Source organism: Streptomyces sp. SYSU D01066-1, assembly GCF_054956795.1.
The window spans coordinates 15,583-30,418 of the sequence record NZ_JBUDHV010000035.1; the positions used below are offsets into that span (position 1 = coordinate 15,583).

Here is a 14,836-nt window from a genome sequence, read left to right on the forward strand (position 1 = left end):
CGTGAATCCCGGCGCCCACGCCCCTGACCGTCCCGGGGCCCGTGTGCGAGCATGAAGAGACGAGCCGAGGGGAAATCACTCGGGTCCGGCCCGGAATGAATCCGCGGCCCCGTCGGTTGCAACCGTCGGCAAGCAGTCTCCGTACAACCCGGGAGAGATGTAGATGTCCGTATCGGACGAGACCACCACCGTCACCGACGGCATCATCCTGACCGACGCCGCCGCGGCCAAGGTCAAGGCCCTGCTCGACCAGGAAGGCCGTGACGACCTGGCGCTGCGCGTCGCCGTCCAGCCCGGCGGCTGCTCCGGCCTGCGCTACCAGCTCTTCTTCGACGAGCGCTCGCTCGACGGCGACGTCGTCAAGGACTTCGGCGGCGTGAAGGTCGTCACCGACCGGATGAGCGCCCCTTACCTGATCGGCGCCACCGTCGACTTCGTCGACACGATCGAGAAGCAGGGCTTCACGATCGACAACCCCAACGCGACGGGTTCCTGCGCCTGCGGCGACTCCTTCAGCTGAGCCGCACCCGACCGTGACGAGGGCGGCGCCCCGGGATCTCCCGGGGCGCCGCCCTCGTGCGTCACCCGTCCCCGGTCGGTGCCGGCGACGGCAGCCGCGCGCCCTCCCTGGCGAGCGGGACCGGCTCGCCGTCCGACCCGACCACCGCCCGGTCGCCCAGCGGCTCGTCGAGCTCCACGGTCAGCTCGTACTCCTTGGCGATCAGGACGCAGACCCGGTCCGGGTCGGAGCGCTCGGTGACCTCGACCCGCACCCGCCCGGAGTTCTCGTCCGCCGTCGCGTCGTACGTCGCGCACGCCCCGCCCGTGAACCGCAGCGTCAGGCCGGTGCCCTCGGCGGTGTACCCGGTCACCTCCACGTCCCGCTCGGCGGACGGCCGCGGCGACGGCCGCGCCGACGTCAGGTACGTCGGGTCCACGGCCGGATGCGTCACCGTGACGGTGTCCGCCGCCCCCGGCTCGCGCACCTCGAACAGCCAGGACGGCACCAGTGCCGCCCGCCCCCGCACCGGCTGCGCCGCCAGCCCGAACACCGCCCGCTCGACGGTGGCCGTCGCCCGCCCCGGCTCCGTCCCGCAGGTTTCCGCGCCGCCTTCCAGCGGTACGGCACTGGCGCAGTCGCCGCTCTTCGCCGCCGGCGCCTCCCCCATCCGGGCGAGGGTCCGCTCCGCGTCCAGGACGGGGTACGTGTCCCCCTTCACCGGTGCCTTCAGCCGCCCGCTGCCCCCGGCCACCGTGCCGTCCGCGCCGACGATCACCCCGGTCGTCCAGCCCACGGTCGGCAGCCCGCCCACCACCGGGTCGGCGTTCACCACCCGCCGCGCCCCCATGACCTGCCCGGCGTCCAGCCCGGCCCCGCCCTGGCCCACCGCCGCCAGCACCGGTGCCGCCGCCTTCTTCGCCCTCGCCTCGTCCACCGGACCGGCGCCCGTCGGGCCGTCGCCCACCGGGCCGTCGCCCGTCGGGGCGGTCGCGCAGGCCGGGTCCTTGGGTCCGCAGTCGTCGCGGGCCGCCGCGGACCGCTGGAACGTCCAGTTCCCCGGCGCCTTCCGGTCCACCCGCAGGAGGGGGCCCGCCCCGTCCCCGTCCGGCCCGACCGTCCAGGACGCCCCCCGCGGCACCGGCTTGCCCGGCAGGCCCAGCGCCTCGGCCAGCCGGGCCACCTCCGCCTCGCCGACCTGGCCCGCCGCCCGGTACACCGGCGCCGAGTCCGGACCGTCCGGCAGCCGGCCGGCGGCCCGGTAGGCGGTGGCGCCGCGGTCGGTGGCGGGGGAGTCGAGCGCCAGCGGCGGGGGAGTGGCGCCGGCCGACGCCCCGGACGACGTACCGCCGCCACCGGGACCGCCGGACGCGGTCGCCGCGAGGTACGCCCCGCCGCCGCCGGCCAGCAGCACGGCCGCGGCGACCGAGGCGGTCAGCACCCCCCGGGACCTGCGCCGCCGCATCCGCCCGCCGTCGCCCCCGGTGCCGTCGTGGTCGGGTCGCTCGGTGTTCACCGCATCGCTCCTTCGCCGGTCACGGGGGACGACGATGGGACGCGGCACGGGAACATCCGGTTCCCGGACCGGGCGCCACGGTCACCCGGACGGCCTCAGTCGCCGTACTCCGCCATCGCCTCCAGCAGCCGGGCCGAGGCCGGCGGCACGGTCACCCCGTGGATCAGCGACGGCGGTACCGGCCGGGCGGTGGCCCGCGCGGCGGACGGCCAGTGCGGCGCCATCCGGGCGCAGTCGCCGCGCAGCGACGCCAGGTCCCCGTCGGGCTCGGCGGGACGGACGCGGGGGCGGATCTCGGTGTTCGTCATGAGGGCACCGTAGGCACGGGCCGGTTCGCGAAGAAAGCCCTACTATCGGGTATTTCCCCGTTCGGGGTGGGGGCCGGGCCCGTACCGGTGCCGGGGTCCGACCGGGGCCGGTGCCGAAGCCCGTACCGGGGCCGGTGCCGAGGCCCGTACCGAGGCCGGGACCAGGGGGGGAGGCGGGACCGAGGCCGGCGCCGGCGCCGGAGCCGGTCCCGGCGCCCGCTCCCGTACCGCCTCCGAGGCCCGCTCCGGCGGCCCGCGCCGACCGGGTAGCGTGAACCGTCAGCCCATCTCCCTCCGCGAGAGAGTTCCCGCCGTGCGCATCGCAGTCACCGGCTCCATCGCCACCGACCACCTCATGACCTTCCCCGGCCGCTTCGCCGACCAGCTCGTCGCGGACCAGTTGCACACGGTCTCGCTCTCCTTCCTGGTCGACCAGCTCGACGTCCGCCGGGGCGGCGTCGGGGCCAACATCGCCTTCGGCATGGGTCAGCTCGGCACCCGCCCGATCCTGGTCGGCGCGGCGGGCCCGGACTTCGACGAGTACCGCGCCTGGCTGGACCGGCACGGCGTCGACACCGGCTCGGTCCGCATCTCCGAGACCCTGCACACCGCCCGGTTCGTGTGCACCACCGACGCCGACCACAACCAGATCGGCTCCTTCTACACGGGCGCGATGAGCGAGGCCCGCCTCATCGAGCTGAAGACCGTCGCCGACCGGGTGGGCGGCCTCGACCTGGTCTCCATCGGCGCCGACGACCCGGAGGCGATGCTCCGCCACACGGAGGAGTGCCGGACGCGGAACATCCCGTTCGCCGCCGACTTCTCCCAGCAGATCGCCCGCATGGAGGGCGACGAGATCCGGATCCTGCTGGACGGGGCGACGTACCTCTTCTCCAACGAGTACGAGAAGGGGCTCATCGAGTCCAAGACCGGCTGGAGCGACGAGGAGATCCTCGGCCGGGTCGGCCACCGCGTCACCACCCTCGGCGCGCGGGGCGTGCGCATCGAGCGGGCCGGCGAGCCGGTCATCGAGGTCGGCGTCCCGGACGAGGAGCGCAAGGCCGACCCCACGGGCGTCGGCGACGCGTTCCGCGCCGGTTTCCTGTCCGGCCTGGCGTGGGGCGTGGGGCTGGAGCGGGCCGCGCAGGTCGGCTGCATGCTGGCGACGCTGGTCATCGAGACGGTCGGCACGCAGGAGTACCAGCTGCGGCGCGGGCACTTCATGGAGCGGTTCACCAAGGCGTACGGGGACGAGGCGGCGGCGGAGGTCCGGGAACACCTCGGATAACCCGACGGATGCCGGTGCCGGTGCCGGTGCCGATGCGGGCGCGGGCACGGGCACCGGCGCGGCTGCGGGCGCGTGGGGGCCGGCCGCTCGCACGCGGCGGTGGCCGCGCGCCGGCCCGGCCCCGCCCCGGGGCACTCACCTGAGCCGGCGGACCAGGTAGGCCGTTCCCCTCTGCGCCGTCTCCTCCCCCACGTACTCCTGGCCCCGCATCTCGCACCAGGCCGGGATGTCCAGACGGGCCGCCTCGTCGTCGGCCAGGACCCGGACCGTGCCGCCGACCGGCACGTCGCCGATCACCTTGGCCAGCTCGATGACCGGGACCGGGCAGAGCCTGCCCACCGCGTCGACGACCACCTCGCCCGCCTCGCCCCCCTCGGCCACGGCGGCCGGCGCGGACGCCCCCAGCTTCGCCCGCACCCCCGCCACCGCCCCCGGCAGCACCTCGAGGAACCGCTCGACCTCCGCCTCCTCCGTCCCGAACGGCAGCGAGACCCGCACATTGCCCTCACTCAGTACGCCCATCGCCCGCAGCACGTGGCTGGGCGTCAGCGTGCTGCTCGTGCAGGACGACCCGGAGGAGACCGAGAAGCCCGCGCGGTCCAGCTCATGGAGCAATGTCTCCCCGTCGACATAGAGACACGAGAAGGTGACGATCCCCGGCAGCCGGCGTTCCGGATCGCCGACCACCTCCACGTCGGCGACCAGCTCCGGCACCCGCGCCCGGACCCGGTCCGTCAGTTCCCGCAGCCGCGCCGCCTCCTGGGCCGCCTGCGCGCGCACCGCCCGCAGCGACGCCGCCGCCGCCACGATCGCCGGGAGGTTCTCGAACCCGGCCGCCCGCCCGGACTCCCGCTCGTCACCCGGCCCCACCGGCGCGAACCGCACCCCCTTGCGCACCACGAGCAGCCCGACCCCCGACGGCCCGCCCCACTTGTGCGCGCTGCCCGTCAGCAGCGACCAGCCCCCCGCCACCGGCCCCCAGGCCAGCGACTGGGCCGCGTCCACCAGCAGCGGCACCCCGGCCGCCCGGCACGCCTCGGCCACCCGCGCCACCGGCTGCTCGGTGCCCACCTCGTGGTTGGCCGACTGCAGACAGGCCAGCGCGGTGTCCGCGCGCAGGGCGCCGGCGTACGCCTCGGGGTCGACCGCGCCCGTACGGTCCACGCCGACCCGGGTGACCGTCCCGCCCCCGGCCTCGTGCGCCTCACCCGCGTGGAGCACCGACGAGTGTTCGACGGCTGACACGACCAGGTGGCGCCCGATCCGCCGCCGTCCGGCCAGCGCCCCCGCCACGCCCGTGTGCACGGCACGGGTCCCGGACGGCGTGAACACCAGCTCGTCGGCCCGGCACCCCACCGCCTCCGCCGCCGCCTCCCGCGCCGCGTCCAGCAGCATCCGCGCCCGCCGCCCCTCCCGGTACAGCCGCGAAGGATCGGCCCACCCCTCGTCCAGGGAGGCCAGCAACGCCTGCCGGGCGACGGGGTGAAGAGGAGCGGCGGAGGCGGCATCGAAGTAGGACATGCGTCAAACGCTAGACGCCGGCCGCCCGGACGCCGGCCAGGGGCGCGGGCGGTATCGATCCGCGGCCCCGCCGCGCGGGCGCGACGGGCCACGACGGGACCCGCACCCGCCAAACCAGCGAACCACCCTCCCCACTAGGCACCCCTCCCCGCGAACCCCCGGAGGGCGTCGGCTAGGGTTTGGTCCGCATAAACATCCAAACCCCTGCCCGACGCAGGGCGGCGACCGACCAGCGAGAAGGCCGCAGCCGACCGCGCGGGCGAGACTCTCGGGAAGGCGCTACGTGAGTCCCAACGGCTCCGACCTCCCCCACCGCCTGAAGGGCGTGGGCGGTACCCCCTCGCCGCGGCGCCCGATGCGGCGGAAGCTGCTGCAGGCACTGACCGCGGGCCTGGTCCTGGCGACCGCCACCGGTTGCACATGGGAGGACTTCCCCCGCCTCGGCATGCCCACCCCCACCACGGAAGAGGCTCCGCGGATCCTCTCCCTGTGGCAGGGGTCCTGGGCCGCCGCGCTCGCCGTCGGCGTGCTGGTGTGGGGGCTGATCCTGTGGAGTGCTTTCTTCCACCGGCGCAGCCGCACCAAGGTCGAGGTACCTCCGCAGACCCGGTACAACATGCCCATCGAGGCGTTGTACACCGTGGTTCCGCTCGTCATCGTCTCGGTGCTCTTCTACTTCACCGCCCGCGACGAGTCCGAACTGTACAAGCTCGAGAAGAAGCCGGCCGTCACCGTCAACGTGGTCGGCTTCCAGTGGAGCTGGTGCTTCAACTACGTCGAGAACGTCGACGGTTCCACCGGCGACGCCAAGACGGCCACGGAACTGGACCCGATCCCGGACCGCTACAAGGAGGCCTTCCCCGACAACGCGGGCGGCGTCTACGACTGCGGCACCCCGGGCACCCGCAACGAGCAGACGAACAACCCCGGCCCCACCCTGTGGCTGCCCGAGGGCCAGCGCGTCCGCTTCGTCCTGACCTCCCGTGACGTCATCCACTCCTTCTGGGTGGTGCCGTTCCTGATGAAGCAGGACGTCATCCCCGGCCACACCAACGCCTTCGAGGTGACCCCCAACAAGCAGGGCACCTTCCTGGGCAAGTGCGCCGAGCTCTGCGGCGTCGACCACTCCCGGATGCTGTTCAACGTCAAGGTCGTCTCCCAGGAGCGCTACGAGCAGCACCTGAAGGACCTCGTGAAGAAGGGGCAGACCGGTTACGTGCCCGCGGGCATCGCCCAGACGGACCACGAGAAGAACCGGGAGACGAACAACCTGTGAGCATCCTCAACGAACCCCAGGGTGCCGCGGCGGCAGGATCCCACTACGAGGACGAGCTGCCGGTCCGGCGCCAGAGGCGCGGCGAAGTCGTCGTCAAGTGGCTGACCACCACGGACCACAAGACGATCGGCACGCTGTACCTGGCCACGTCGTTCGCGTTCTTCTGCATCGGCGGCGTCATGGCGCTGCTCATGCGCGCCGAGCTGGCCCGCCCGGGCCTGCAGATCGTGTCGAACGAGCAGTTCAACCAGGCGTTCACGATGCACGGCACGATCATGCTGCTGATGTTCGCGACGCCGCTGTTCTCCGGTTTCGCGAACTGGATCATGCCGCTGCAGATCGGCGCGCCCGACGTGGCGTTCCCGCGGCTGAACATGTTCGCCTACTGGCTGTACCTCTTCGGCTCGCTCGTCGCGGTGGGCGGCTTCCTCACCCCGCAGGGCGCGGCCGACTTCGGCTGGTTCGCGTACTCCCCGCTGTCCGACGCGGTGCACTCGCCCGGCGTCGGCGGTGACCTGTGGATCATGGGTCTGGCCTTCTCCGGCTTCGGCACGATCCTCGGCTCGGTCAACTTCATCACCACGATCATCTGCATGCGCGCGCCGGGCATGACCATGTTCCGCATGCCGATCTTCACCTGGAACGTGCTGCTGACCGGTGTGCTGGTCCTGCTCGCCTTCCCGGTGCTGGCCGCGGCCCTGTTCGCCCTGGAGGCGGACCGCAAGTTCGGTGCCCACGTCTTCGACGCGGCCAACGGCGGCGCGTTGCTGTGGCAGCACCTGTTCTGGTTCTTCGGGCATCCGGAGGTGTACATCATCGCGCTGCCGTTCTTCGGCATCGTCAGTGAGATCATCCCGGTCTTCTCCCGCAAGCCGATCTTCGGTTACATGGGCCTGATCGGCGCCACCATCGCGATCGCCGGCCTGTCGGTGACCGTGTGGGCGCACCACATGTACGTCACCGGTGGCGTACTGCTGCCGTTCTTCTCCTTCATGACCTTCCTGATCGCGGTCCCGACCGGGGTGAAGTTCTTCAACTGGCTCGGCACCATGTGGAAGGGCTCGCTCTCCTTCGAGACGCCGATGCTGTGGTCGACCGGCTTCCTGATCACCTTCCTCTTCGGTGGTCTGACCGGTGTCCTGCTCGCGGCCCCGCCGCTGGACTTCCACGTCTCGGACTCGTACTTCGTGGTGGCCCACTTCCACTACGTGGTCTTCGGCACCGTCGTCTTCGCGATGTTCGCCGGCTTCCACTTCTGGTGGCCGAAGTGGACCGGCAAGATGCTCGACGAGCGCCTCGGCAAGATCACCTTCTGGACGCTGTTCATCGGCTTCCACGGCACCTTCCTGGTCCAGCACTGGCTGGGCGCCGAGGGCATGCCGCGCCGGTACGCCGACTACCTGGCGGCCGACGGCTTCACCGCCCTGAACACGGTCTCGACGATCAGCTCGTTCCTGCTCGGCATGTCGATCCTGCCGTTCTTCTACAACGTCTGGAAGACCGCCAAGTACGGCAAGCCGGTCGGCGTGGACGACCCCTGGGGCTACGGCCGCTCCCTGGAGTGGGCGACCTCCTGCCCGCCGCCGCGGCACAACTTCCTCACGCTGCCGCGCATCCGCTCCGAATCCCCGGCCTTCGACCTGCACCACCCGGAGATCTCCGCGCTGGACCAGCTGGAGAACGTCGGCCACGGTGACAAGGCCCTCGCTGGCGGCAAGGAGGCCGGCAAGTGAAGATCCAGGGCAAGATGTTCATCTGGCTGAGCGTCTTCATCCTCGTCATGGCGATCGTCTATGGCGTGTGGTCGAAGGAGCCGGCCGGTACCACGGCGCTCTTCCTGGCCTTCGGGCTCTCGATCATGATCGGCTTCTACCTGGGCTTCACCGCCAGGCGGATCGACGCGGGTGCCCAGGACAACAAGGAGGCGGACGTCGCGGACGACGCCGGCGAGGTCGGGTTCTTCAGCCCGCACAGCTGGCAGCCGCTCTCCCTGGCCATCGGCGGCGCGTTCGCCTTCACCGCCGTGGCGGTCGGCTGGTGGCTGATGTACTTCTCGGCCCCGCTGATCCTCATCGGCCTGTTCGGCTGGGTCTTCGAGTACTACCGCGGTGAGAACCGCACCCAGTAGCACACCCGGCCATCCGAAGGGGCCCGGACACTCCGTCAGGAGGGTCCGGGCCCCTTCTTTCGGCGCAGCGCGCCACCCGTCCGGCTTACCCACCGCGCCGCCCCGCTCCACGCTTCCTACGTTGAGGCCATGAGCCACTTCGTTCACTTCCCGGCACGGAGGCGCACCGCCGTCGGCTGCGCGCTGCTGGTCATGGCGCTCGGCGCGGGCGTCACCGGCTGCGACGGCGACGAGAACCCGCTGGCGGCGGCGCCGTACGACGCGGCCGGCACCATCACCTTCAGCGGTCCCGTGGGCGAGGGGAAGGAGGCCGACCCCGACAAGCCGCTGGAGGTCGTCGCCGAGGGCTCCGAGGGACGCATCACGGACGTCACGGCCAGGGACGCGGCGGGCCGCTACGTGGCCGGCGAACTCTCCGCCGACGGCGCCCGCTGGCACAGCACCTCACCGCTGGCCGCGAACGCCTCCTACACGGTCCGGGTCAGCACCGAGAGCCGGGACGGCACGCCCGGCCGCAAGGTGCTCACCTTCGACACCGGCGGGCCCACCGCCAAGAAGCGGCTCGGCGTCACCTTCGGACCCCAGGCGGGCACCTACGGCGTCGGCCAGCCGATCACCGCCGAGCTGAGCGAGCCCGTCAAGGACCCGGCCCAGCGCCGGACCGTGGAACGGGCCCTCAAGGTGGAGTCCACGCCCGCGGTGGAGGGGGCCTGGCACTGGGTGGACGACGAGGAACTGCACTACCGCCCCAAGGACTACTGGCCCGCCCACGCCACCGTCCGGGTCCGCTCCGCCCTGGAGGGCATCAAGGTCGGCGACCGGCTGTGGGGCGGCCGGACCGAGGAGCTGAGGCTCTCCATCGGCGACCGCGTCATCGCCGTGACGGACGCCGCGTCCCACACGATGACCGTCTTCCGCAACGGCGAGGAGATCAAGCGGATCCCGGTCACCACCGGCAAGCCCGGCTTCGAGACCCGCAACGGCGTCAAGGTCGTGCTGGGCAAGGAGCCGTTCGTCCGGATGCGCAGCACCACCGTCGGCATCGCCGAGGGCTCCTCGGAGTCGTACGACCTGCCCGTCCAGTGGGCCACCCGGGTGACCTGGAGCGGCGAGTACGTGCACGCCGCGCCCTGGTCGGTCGGCTCACAGGGCTCGGCCAACGTCAGCCACGGCTGCACCGGCATGAGCACCGGCAACGCCGAGTGGTTCTTCGACACCGTCCGCGAGGGCGACCTGGTCGAGGTCGTCAACTCCTACGGCGACACGATGGAGACCTTCGGCAACGGCTTCGGCGACTGGAACCTCGACTGGGACAAGTGGCGCACGGGCAGCGCCCTCACGGGCGGCGATCCCGGCGCCGCCCGGCCGGAGGGCACGGCGCGTCTGCGCCCGACGGCGACGTGAGACGCCCCAGGACGCGGGGCCGCGCCGGCCGGCGGCCCCGCCGCGCGGCGCGAGCGGCCATGACGCGCCCGCACCCGCCGTCCCGCGGGCCCACCGGACCCTCAGACGCTCTGCAGCTTCCGCTGCCGCAGCAGAGCCGCCAGCGCCGAGGCGAACTCCACCGGCTCCACCGGCAAGGCCACCGCCGCGTCGGCCCGGCTCCACGTCGCCAGCCACGCGTCCTGCGGACGCCCCATCAGCAACAGCACCGGCGGGCACGCGAACACCTCGTCCTTGATCTGCCGGCACACCCCCATGCCCCCCATCGGCACGGCCTCGCCGTCCAGCACGCACACATCGATCCCGCCCCGGTCCAGTTCCCTCAGGACCGCGGCCGGCGTCGCGCACTCCAGGAACTCCACGACCGGCACGTCCGGAGCCGGCCTGCGGCCGGTCGCCAGCCGCACCTGCTCCCGCGTGGTGGAGTCGTCGCTGTAGACCAGTACCGTGACGGTCGGCTGCATGCTTCCTCCGAGAGGTCGTAGCCCGTCGGGCCGTGGCCCGTTGCGCGGGATGCTACTCCCTCCCGACCCCCGTCGACACCGGGCGGAACACGGCTCACCACGGCTTCGTGCTGGGCCATACGGGCAGTCCGGACGGGGTGAACACTCCGAACGGCACCCCCGGGAGTGAGGGCGGGATAAGCGACCGACATAATGTCGGTCGTGGCGACAGCAACGACAGTAGATACCGGGCACGCGCACCCGTCGGTCAACCGGCCGAACCTCACCAGTGTCGGAACCATCATCTGGCTGAGTTCCGAGCTGATGTTCTTCGCGGCCCTCTTCGCGATGTACTTCACCCTCCGATCGGTGACGGGTCCCGATCACTGGAAGGAAATGGCGTCCGCCCTGAACTTCCCGTTCTCGGCGACCAACACCACGATCCTGGTGCTCTCCTCCCTCACCTGCCAGCTCGGCGTGTTCGCCGCCGAGCGCGGTGACGTGAAGAAGCTCAGGATGTGGTTCATCGTCACCTTCATCATGGGTGCGATCTTCATCGGCGGTCAGGTGTTCGAGTACACCGAGCTGGTCAAGCACGAGGGCCTGTCGCTCTCGTCGGACCCCTACGGCTCGGTGTTCTACCTGACCACCGGCTTCCACGGCCTGCACGTGACGGGCGGTCTCATCGCCTTCCTGCTGGTCCTCGGCCGCACCTACGCGGCCCGGAGGTTCACCCACGAGCAGGCGACCGCCGCCATCGTCGTGTCCTACTACTGGCACTTCGTCGATGTCGTCTGGATCGGCCTCTTCGCCACGATCTACATGATCAAGTAGGCGCGGACCGCTCCCGCGCACACATCCAGAAGCATCGACGCAGAAAATCCTGACACCGGGGTAATCCGTGAAAAAGCTCTCCGCACGACGACGCCACCCGTTGGCGGCCATCGTCGTCCTACTCCTCGCGCTGGCATGCACCGGGGGGCTCTATGCCGTGTTCGCGCCCGCGGACAAGGCGCAGGCCGATGAAACGGCCCAGTCCCTCGCCATCGAAGAGGGCAAGCAGCTCTACGCCGTCGGCTGCGCCACCTGTCACGGCACCGGCGGTCAGGGCACCACCGACGGGCCCAGCCTGGTGGGCGTGGGCGCCGCGGCCGTGGACTTCCAGGTGGGTACCGGGCGGATGCCGGCGCAGCAGCCGGGCGCCCAGGTCCCCAAGAAGAAGAACATCTACTCGCAGGCCGAGATCGACCAGCTCGCGGCCTACATCGCCTCGCTCGGCGCCGGTCCCTCCATCCCGTCCGAGGAGAAGTACAGCGTCGAGGGCGCGGACGTCGCCGAAGGCGGTGAGCTGTTCCGCACCAACTGCGCGCAGTGCCACAACTTCACCGGCAAGGGCGGCGCGCTGACGCACGGCAAGTACGCCCCGAACCTGGAGGGCGTCAGCGCCAAGCACATCTACGAGGCCATGCAGACCGGCCCGCAGAACATGCCCTCCTTCCCGGACACCACGCTCACCGAGCAGAACAAGAAGGACATCATCGCCTACCTGGACGCGGTCAACGGGGAGGACACCGTGAGCCGGGGCGGCCTCGAACTGGGCGGCATCGGACCGGTCGCCGAGGGCCTCTTCGGCTGGATCTTCGGCCTCGGCACCCTCGTCGCCATCGCCGTGTGGGTCGCCGCCCGGACCGCAAAGGCCAAGAAGTCATGAGTAGCCAAGACATCCCAGAGAACCTGCCCGCAGCGCAGGACCACAGCCGTGGCGAGGTCGCGGACGAGACGCACCCGTTCGCCGACCCGGGGCTGCCGCCCCACGAGCACCGCATCCAGGACGTCGACGAGAAGGCCGCGAAGCGCTCCGAGCGCGCCGTCGCCTCCCAGTTCGCCCTGTCGATGCTGGCCACCATCGGCTTCATCGCCTCGTTCGTCGCGATCGACCGCGACAAGTCGGTCTACATCTTCCCGATCGGGCACGTCAACGCCCAGAACTTCGCCCTCGGCCTCACCCTGGGCGTGGCGCTGTTCTGCATCGGCGCGGGCGCGGTCCACTGGGCCCGCACCCTGATGTCCGACGTGGAGATCGCCGACGAGCGCCACCCGATCGAGGCGTCCCCCGAGGTCCGCGCCAAGGTGCACGCGGACTTCAGGCAGGGAGCCAAGGAGTCCGTCCTCGGCCGGCGCAAGCTGATCCGCAACACGATGTTCGGCGCGGTCGCCCTGGTGCCCCTCTCCGGCGTCGTGCTGCTGCGCGACCTCGGCCCGCTGCCCGAGGACAAGCTCCGCCACACCATGTGGAACAAGGGCAAGCTGCTCGTCAACATGAACACCAACGAGCCGCTGCGTCCCTCCGACGTCGCGGTGGGCTCCCTCACCTTCGCCAAGCCCGAGGGCCTGGAGGAGCACGACGAGGAGTTCCAGAACGAGATCGCCAAGGCCGCCCTGATGATCGTCCGGATCCAGCCGGAGGACATCAAGGACAAGCGCGAACTCGAGTGGTCGCACGAGGGCATCGTGGCGTACTCGAAGATCTGCACCCACGTCGGCTGTCCGATCTCCCTGTACGAGCAGCAGACGCACCACGTGCTGTGCCCCTGCCACCAGTCCACCTTCGACCTCTCCGACGGTGCCCGGGTCATCTTCGGTCCCGCCGGTCACCCGCTGCCGCAGCTGCGCATCGGTGTGAACGACGAGGGCTACCTCGAAGCGCTCGGCGACTTCGAAGAGCCCGTCGGTCCTGCATTCTGGGAGCGCGGATGAGCACACATGAGAGCACCACGGCCCGCTCCCGCGGGAAGGCACCGGCCGGCGAGCGCGTCGCCGACTGGGCCGACGGCCGGCTCGGGATCTACTCCCTGGCCAGGGCCAACCTGCGCAAGATCTTCCCGGACCACTGGTCCTTCATGCTGGGCGAGGTCTGCCTCTACAGCTTCCTCATCATCATCCTCACGGGTGTGTACCTGACGCTGTTCTTCCACCCGTCGATGAACGAGGTGGAGTACCACGGCAGTTACATCCCGCTGCAGGGCCAGCTGATGAGCGAGGCCTACCGGTCGACGCTGGAGATCAGCTTCGACGTCCGCGGCGGTCTGCTCATCCGGCAGATCCACCACTGGGCGGCGGTCGTCTTCCTGGCCGGCATGTTCGTGCACATGATGCGCGTCTTCTTCACCGGCGCGTTCCGCAAGCCGCGTGAGATCAACTGGCTGTTCGGCTTCCTGCTGTTCGTCCTCGGCATGTTCACCGGCTTCACCGGTTACTCGCTCCCCGACGACCTGCTCTCCGGCACCGGTGTCCGCTTCACGCAGGGCGCGATCCTGTCCGTTCCGATCGTCGGCACGTACATCTCGATGTTCCTGTTCGGCGGGGAGTTCCCCGGGACCGACTTCGTCGCCCGGTTCTACTCGATCCACATCCTGCTGCTGCCGGGCATCATGCTCGGGCTCGTGGTCGCCCACCTGATCCTGGTCTTCTACCACAAGCACACGCAGTTCGCGGGGCCCGGACGGACCAACAAGAACGTCGTCGGCATGCCGCTGATGCCGGTCTACATGGCCAAGGCCGGAGGCTTCTTCTTCCTCGTCTTCGGCGTCATCTCGATCCTCGCCGCCATCGCGTCGATCAACCCGATCTGGGCGCTGGGCCCCTACCGGCCCGACCAGGTCTCCACCGGCGCCCAGCCGGACTGGTACATGGGATTCGCCGAGGGCCTGGTCCGCGCCATGCCGGGCTGGGAGATCAGGTTCTGGGGCCACACGCTGGTCCTGGGCGTGTTCGTCCCGCTGGTGCTCTTCGGCCTCTTCCTCGCGGCGATCGCGGTGTACCCGTTCATCGAGTCCTGGATCACCGGGGACAAGCGCGAGCACCACATCCTGGACCGCCCGCGCAACGCCCCGACCCGCACGGGACTCGGCGTCGCCTGGGTCACCGCGTACATGATCATGCTGATCGGCGGTGGCAACGACATCATCGCCACCCACTTCCACCTGTCGATCAACGCGGTCACCTGGTTCGTCCGCATCGGCTTCTTCGTCGGTCCGGTCATCGCGTTCGTGATCACCAAGCGCATCTGCCTCGGCCTGCAGCGCCGGGACAAGGAGAAGGTGCTGCACGGCCGCGAGGCGGGCATCATCAAGCGCCTGCCGCACGGTGAGTTCATCGAGGTGCACGAGCCGCTCAGCCAGGAGCACATGTACACGCTCACCGCGCACGAGCAGTACAAGCCGGCCGAGATCGGTCCGACCGTCGACGAGAACGGCGTCGAGCGGAAGCCCAAGAGCACCGAGAAGCTCCGGGCCAAGCTCAGCAAGTCCTACTACGGCGAGGAGTCGCAGATTCCGAAGCCGACCGTCGAGGAGTACCGGGAGATCACCAGCGGCCACGGCCACCACTGATCCCCGAGCGTCGCCACGCCACG

14 protein-coding genes are annotated in these 14,836 nt (G+C 70.9%); 10 read left to right on the top strand and 4 right to left on the bottom strand.

All coding sequences use genetic code 11. The features are described 5' to 3' along the window. Positions 1-163 precede the first annotated feature (163 nt). A complete protein-coding gene (gene erpA, locus ACY1JF_RS25365) occupies positions 164-520 on the top strand; it encodes an iron-sulfur cluster insertion protein ErpA (RefSeq protein ID WP_462707559.1) in 357 nt (118 codons plus the stop codon). Positions 521-581: 61 nt separating this feature from the next. Here the strand turns inward: erpA and ACY1JF_RS25370 are convergent, their stop codons facing one another. Continuing rightward, a complete protein-coding gene (locus ACY1JF_RS25370) occupies positions 582-2,015 on the bottom strand; it encodes a hypothetical protein (protein WP_462707560.1) in 1,434 nt (477 codons plus the stop codon). A 95-nt stretch (positions 2,016-2,110) separates the two neighbouring features. Beyond that, the gene (locus ACY1JF_RS25375; protein WP_462707561.1) at positions 2,111-2,323 is read right to left on the bottom strand and encodes a hypothetical protein; all 213 of its coding nucleotides are present in this window, start codon (positions 2,321-2,323) and stop codon (positions 2,111-2,113) included. A 313-nt stretch (positions 2,324-2,636) separates the two neighbouring features. Here ACY1JF_RS25375 and ACY1JF_RS25380 point away from each other — a divergent pair, with 313 nt between their 5' ends. Continuing rightward, complete coding sequence (locus ACY1JF_RS25380; RefSeq protein WP_462707562.1) at positions 2,637-3,611, top strand: carbohydrate kinase family protein; 975 nt, start codon at positions 2,637-2,639, stop codon at positions 3,609-3,611. A 135-nt stretch (positions 3,612-3,746) separates the two neighbouring features. Here ACY1JF_RS25380 and ACY1JF_RS25385 read toward each other — a convergent pair whose 3' ends face one another. Continuing rightward, a complete protein-coding gene (locus ACY1JF_RS25385; RefSeq protein ID WP_462707563.1) occupies positions 3,747-5,132 on the bottom strand; it encodes an aminotransferase class V-fold PLP-dependent enzyme in 1,386 nt (461 codons plus the stop codon). Positions 5,133-5,415: 283 nt separating this feature from the next. Between ACY1JF_RS25385 and ctaC the strand changes: the two genes are divergently transcribed. The 4 genes from ctaC to ACY1JF_RS25405 all read left to right on the top strand — a co-directional run bounded on the left by ctaC (position 5,416) and on the right by ACY1JF_RS25405 (position 9,940). After that, positions 5,416-6,408, top strand: a complete 993-nt coding sequence (gene ctaC / locus ACY1JF_RS25390) for an aa3-type cytochrome oxidase subunit II (RefSeq protein ID WP_462707564.1) — start codon at positions 5,416-5,418, stop codon at positions 6,406-6,408. Beyond that, positions 6,405-8,141 (top strand): aa3-type cytochrome oxidase subunit I, encoded by a 1,737-nt coding sequence (gene ctaD, locus ACY1JF_RS25395; protein WP_462707565.1) that lies wholly within the window; start codon positions 6,405-6,407, stop codon positions 8,139-8,141. The genes ctaC and ctaD overlap by 4 nt, the downstream gene beginning before the upstream one ends. After that, positions 8,138-8,536, top strand: coding sequence for a cytochrome c oxidase subunit 4 (locus tag ACY1JF_RS25400; protein ID WP_462707566.1), 399 nt, complete (start codon positions 8,138-8,140; stop codon positions 8,534-8,536). The genes ctaD and ACY1JF_RS25400 overlap by 4 nt, the downstream gene beginning before the upstream one ends. Positions 8,537-8,665: 129 nt before the next feature. Continuing rightward, entirely contained in the window at positions 8,666-9,940 is a 1,275-nt protein-coding gene (locus tag ACY1JF_RS25405) for a L,D-transpeptidase (protein WP_462707567.1), read from the top strand. Positions 9,941-10,041: 101 nt separating this feature from the next. On the opposite strand, the gene ACY1JF_RS25410 is transcribed toward ACY1JF_RS25405, so the two are convergent. Further along, entirely contained in the window at positions 10,042-10,443 is a 402-nt protein-coding gene (locus tag ACY1JF_RS25410; protein WP_462707568.1) for a response regulator, read from the bottom strand. Between the two features lie 192 nt (positions 10,444-10,635). Between ACY1JF_RS25410 and ctaE the strand changes: the two genes are divergently transcribed. From ctaE to qcrB, 4 genes are all read left to right on the top strand, one after another. Next, positions 10,636-11,256, top strand: a complete 621-nt coding sequence (ctaE, locus tag ACY1JF_RS25415) for an aa3-type cytochrome oxidase subunit III (RefSeq protein WP_462707569.1) — start codon at positions 10,636-10,638, stop codon at positions 11,254-11,256. Positions 11,257-11,323: 67 nt separating this feature from the next. Further along, positions 11,324-12,133, top strand: coding sequence for a cytochrome bc1 complex diheme cytochrome c subunit (qcrC, locus tag ACY1JF_RS25420; protein ID WP_462707570.1), 810 nt, complete (start codon positions 11,324-11,326; stop codon positions 12,131-12,133). Beyond that, positions 12,130-13,179: a cytochrome bc1 complex Rieske iron-sulfur subunit gene (gene qcrA, locus ACY1JF_RS25425; protein ID WP_462707571.1), complete on the top strand. Its 1,050-nt coding sequence runs from the start codon at positions 12,130-12,132 to the stop codon at positions 13,177-13,179. The genes qcrC and qcrA overlap by 4 nt, the downstream gene beginning before the upstream one ends. Further along, on the top strand, positions 13,176-14,813 hold the full coding sequence (qcrB, locus tag ACY1JF_RS25430; protein WP_462707572.1) for a cytochrome bc1 complex cytochrome b subunit: 1,638 nt from the start codon (positions 13,176-13,178) through the stop codon (positions 14,811-14,813). Before qcrA ends, qcrB begins: the two co-directional genes overlap by 4 nt. Positions 14,814-14,836 lie beyond the last annotated feature (23 nt).

What these genes read in the sequence shown, in the direction of transcription:
- ACY1JF_RS25410 (WP_462707568.1), bottom strand. Translation starts at nt 10,443, where the DNA reads ATGCAGCCGACCGTCACGGTACTGGTCTACAGCGACGACTCCACCACG.
- qcrA (WP_462707571.1), top strand. Translation starts at nt 12,130, where the DNA reads ATGAGTAGCCAAGACATCCCAGAGAACCTGCCCGCAGCGCAGGACCAC.
- ACY1JF_RS25385 (WP_462707563.1), bottom strand. Translation starts at nt 5,132, where the DNA reads ATGTCCTACTTCGATGCCGCCTCCGCCGCTCCTCTTCACCCCGTCGCC.
- erpA (WP_462707559.1), top strand. Translation starts at nt 164, where the DNA reads ATGTCCGTATCGGACGAGACCACCACCGTCACCGACGGCATCATCCTG.
- qcrB (WP_462707572.1), top strand. Translation starts at nt 13,176, where the DNA reads ATGAGCACACATGAGAGCACCACGGCCCGCTCCCGCGGGAAGGCACCG.
- ACY1JF_RS25405 (WP_462707567.1), top strand. Translation starts at nt 8,666, where the DNA reads ATGAGCCACTTCGTTCACTTCCCGGCACGGAGGCGCACCGCCGTCGGC.
- ACY1JF_RS25375 (WP_462707561.1), bottom strand. Translation starts at nt 2,323, where the DNA reads ATGACGAACACCGAGATCCGCCCCCGCGTCCGTCCCGCCGAGCCCGAC.
- ctaE (WP_462707569.1), top strand. Translation starts at nt 10,636, where the DNA reads ATGTCGGTCGTGGCGACAGCAACGACAGTAGATACCGGGCACGCGCAC.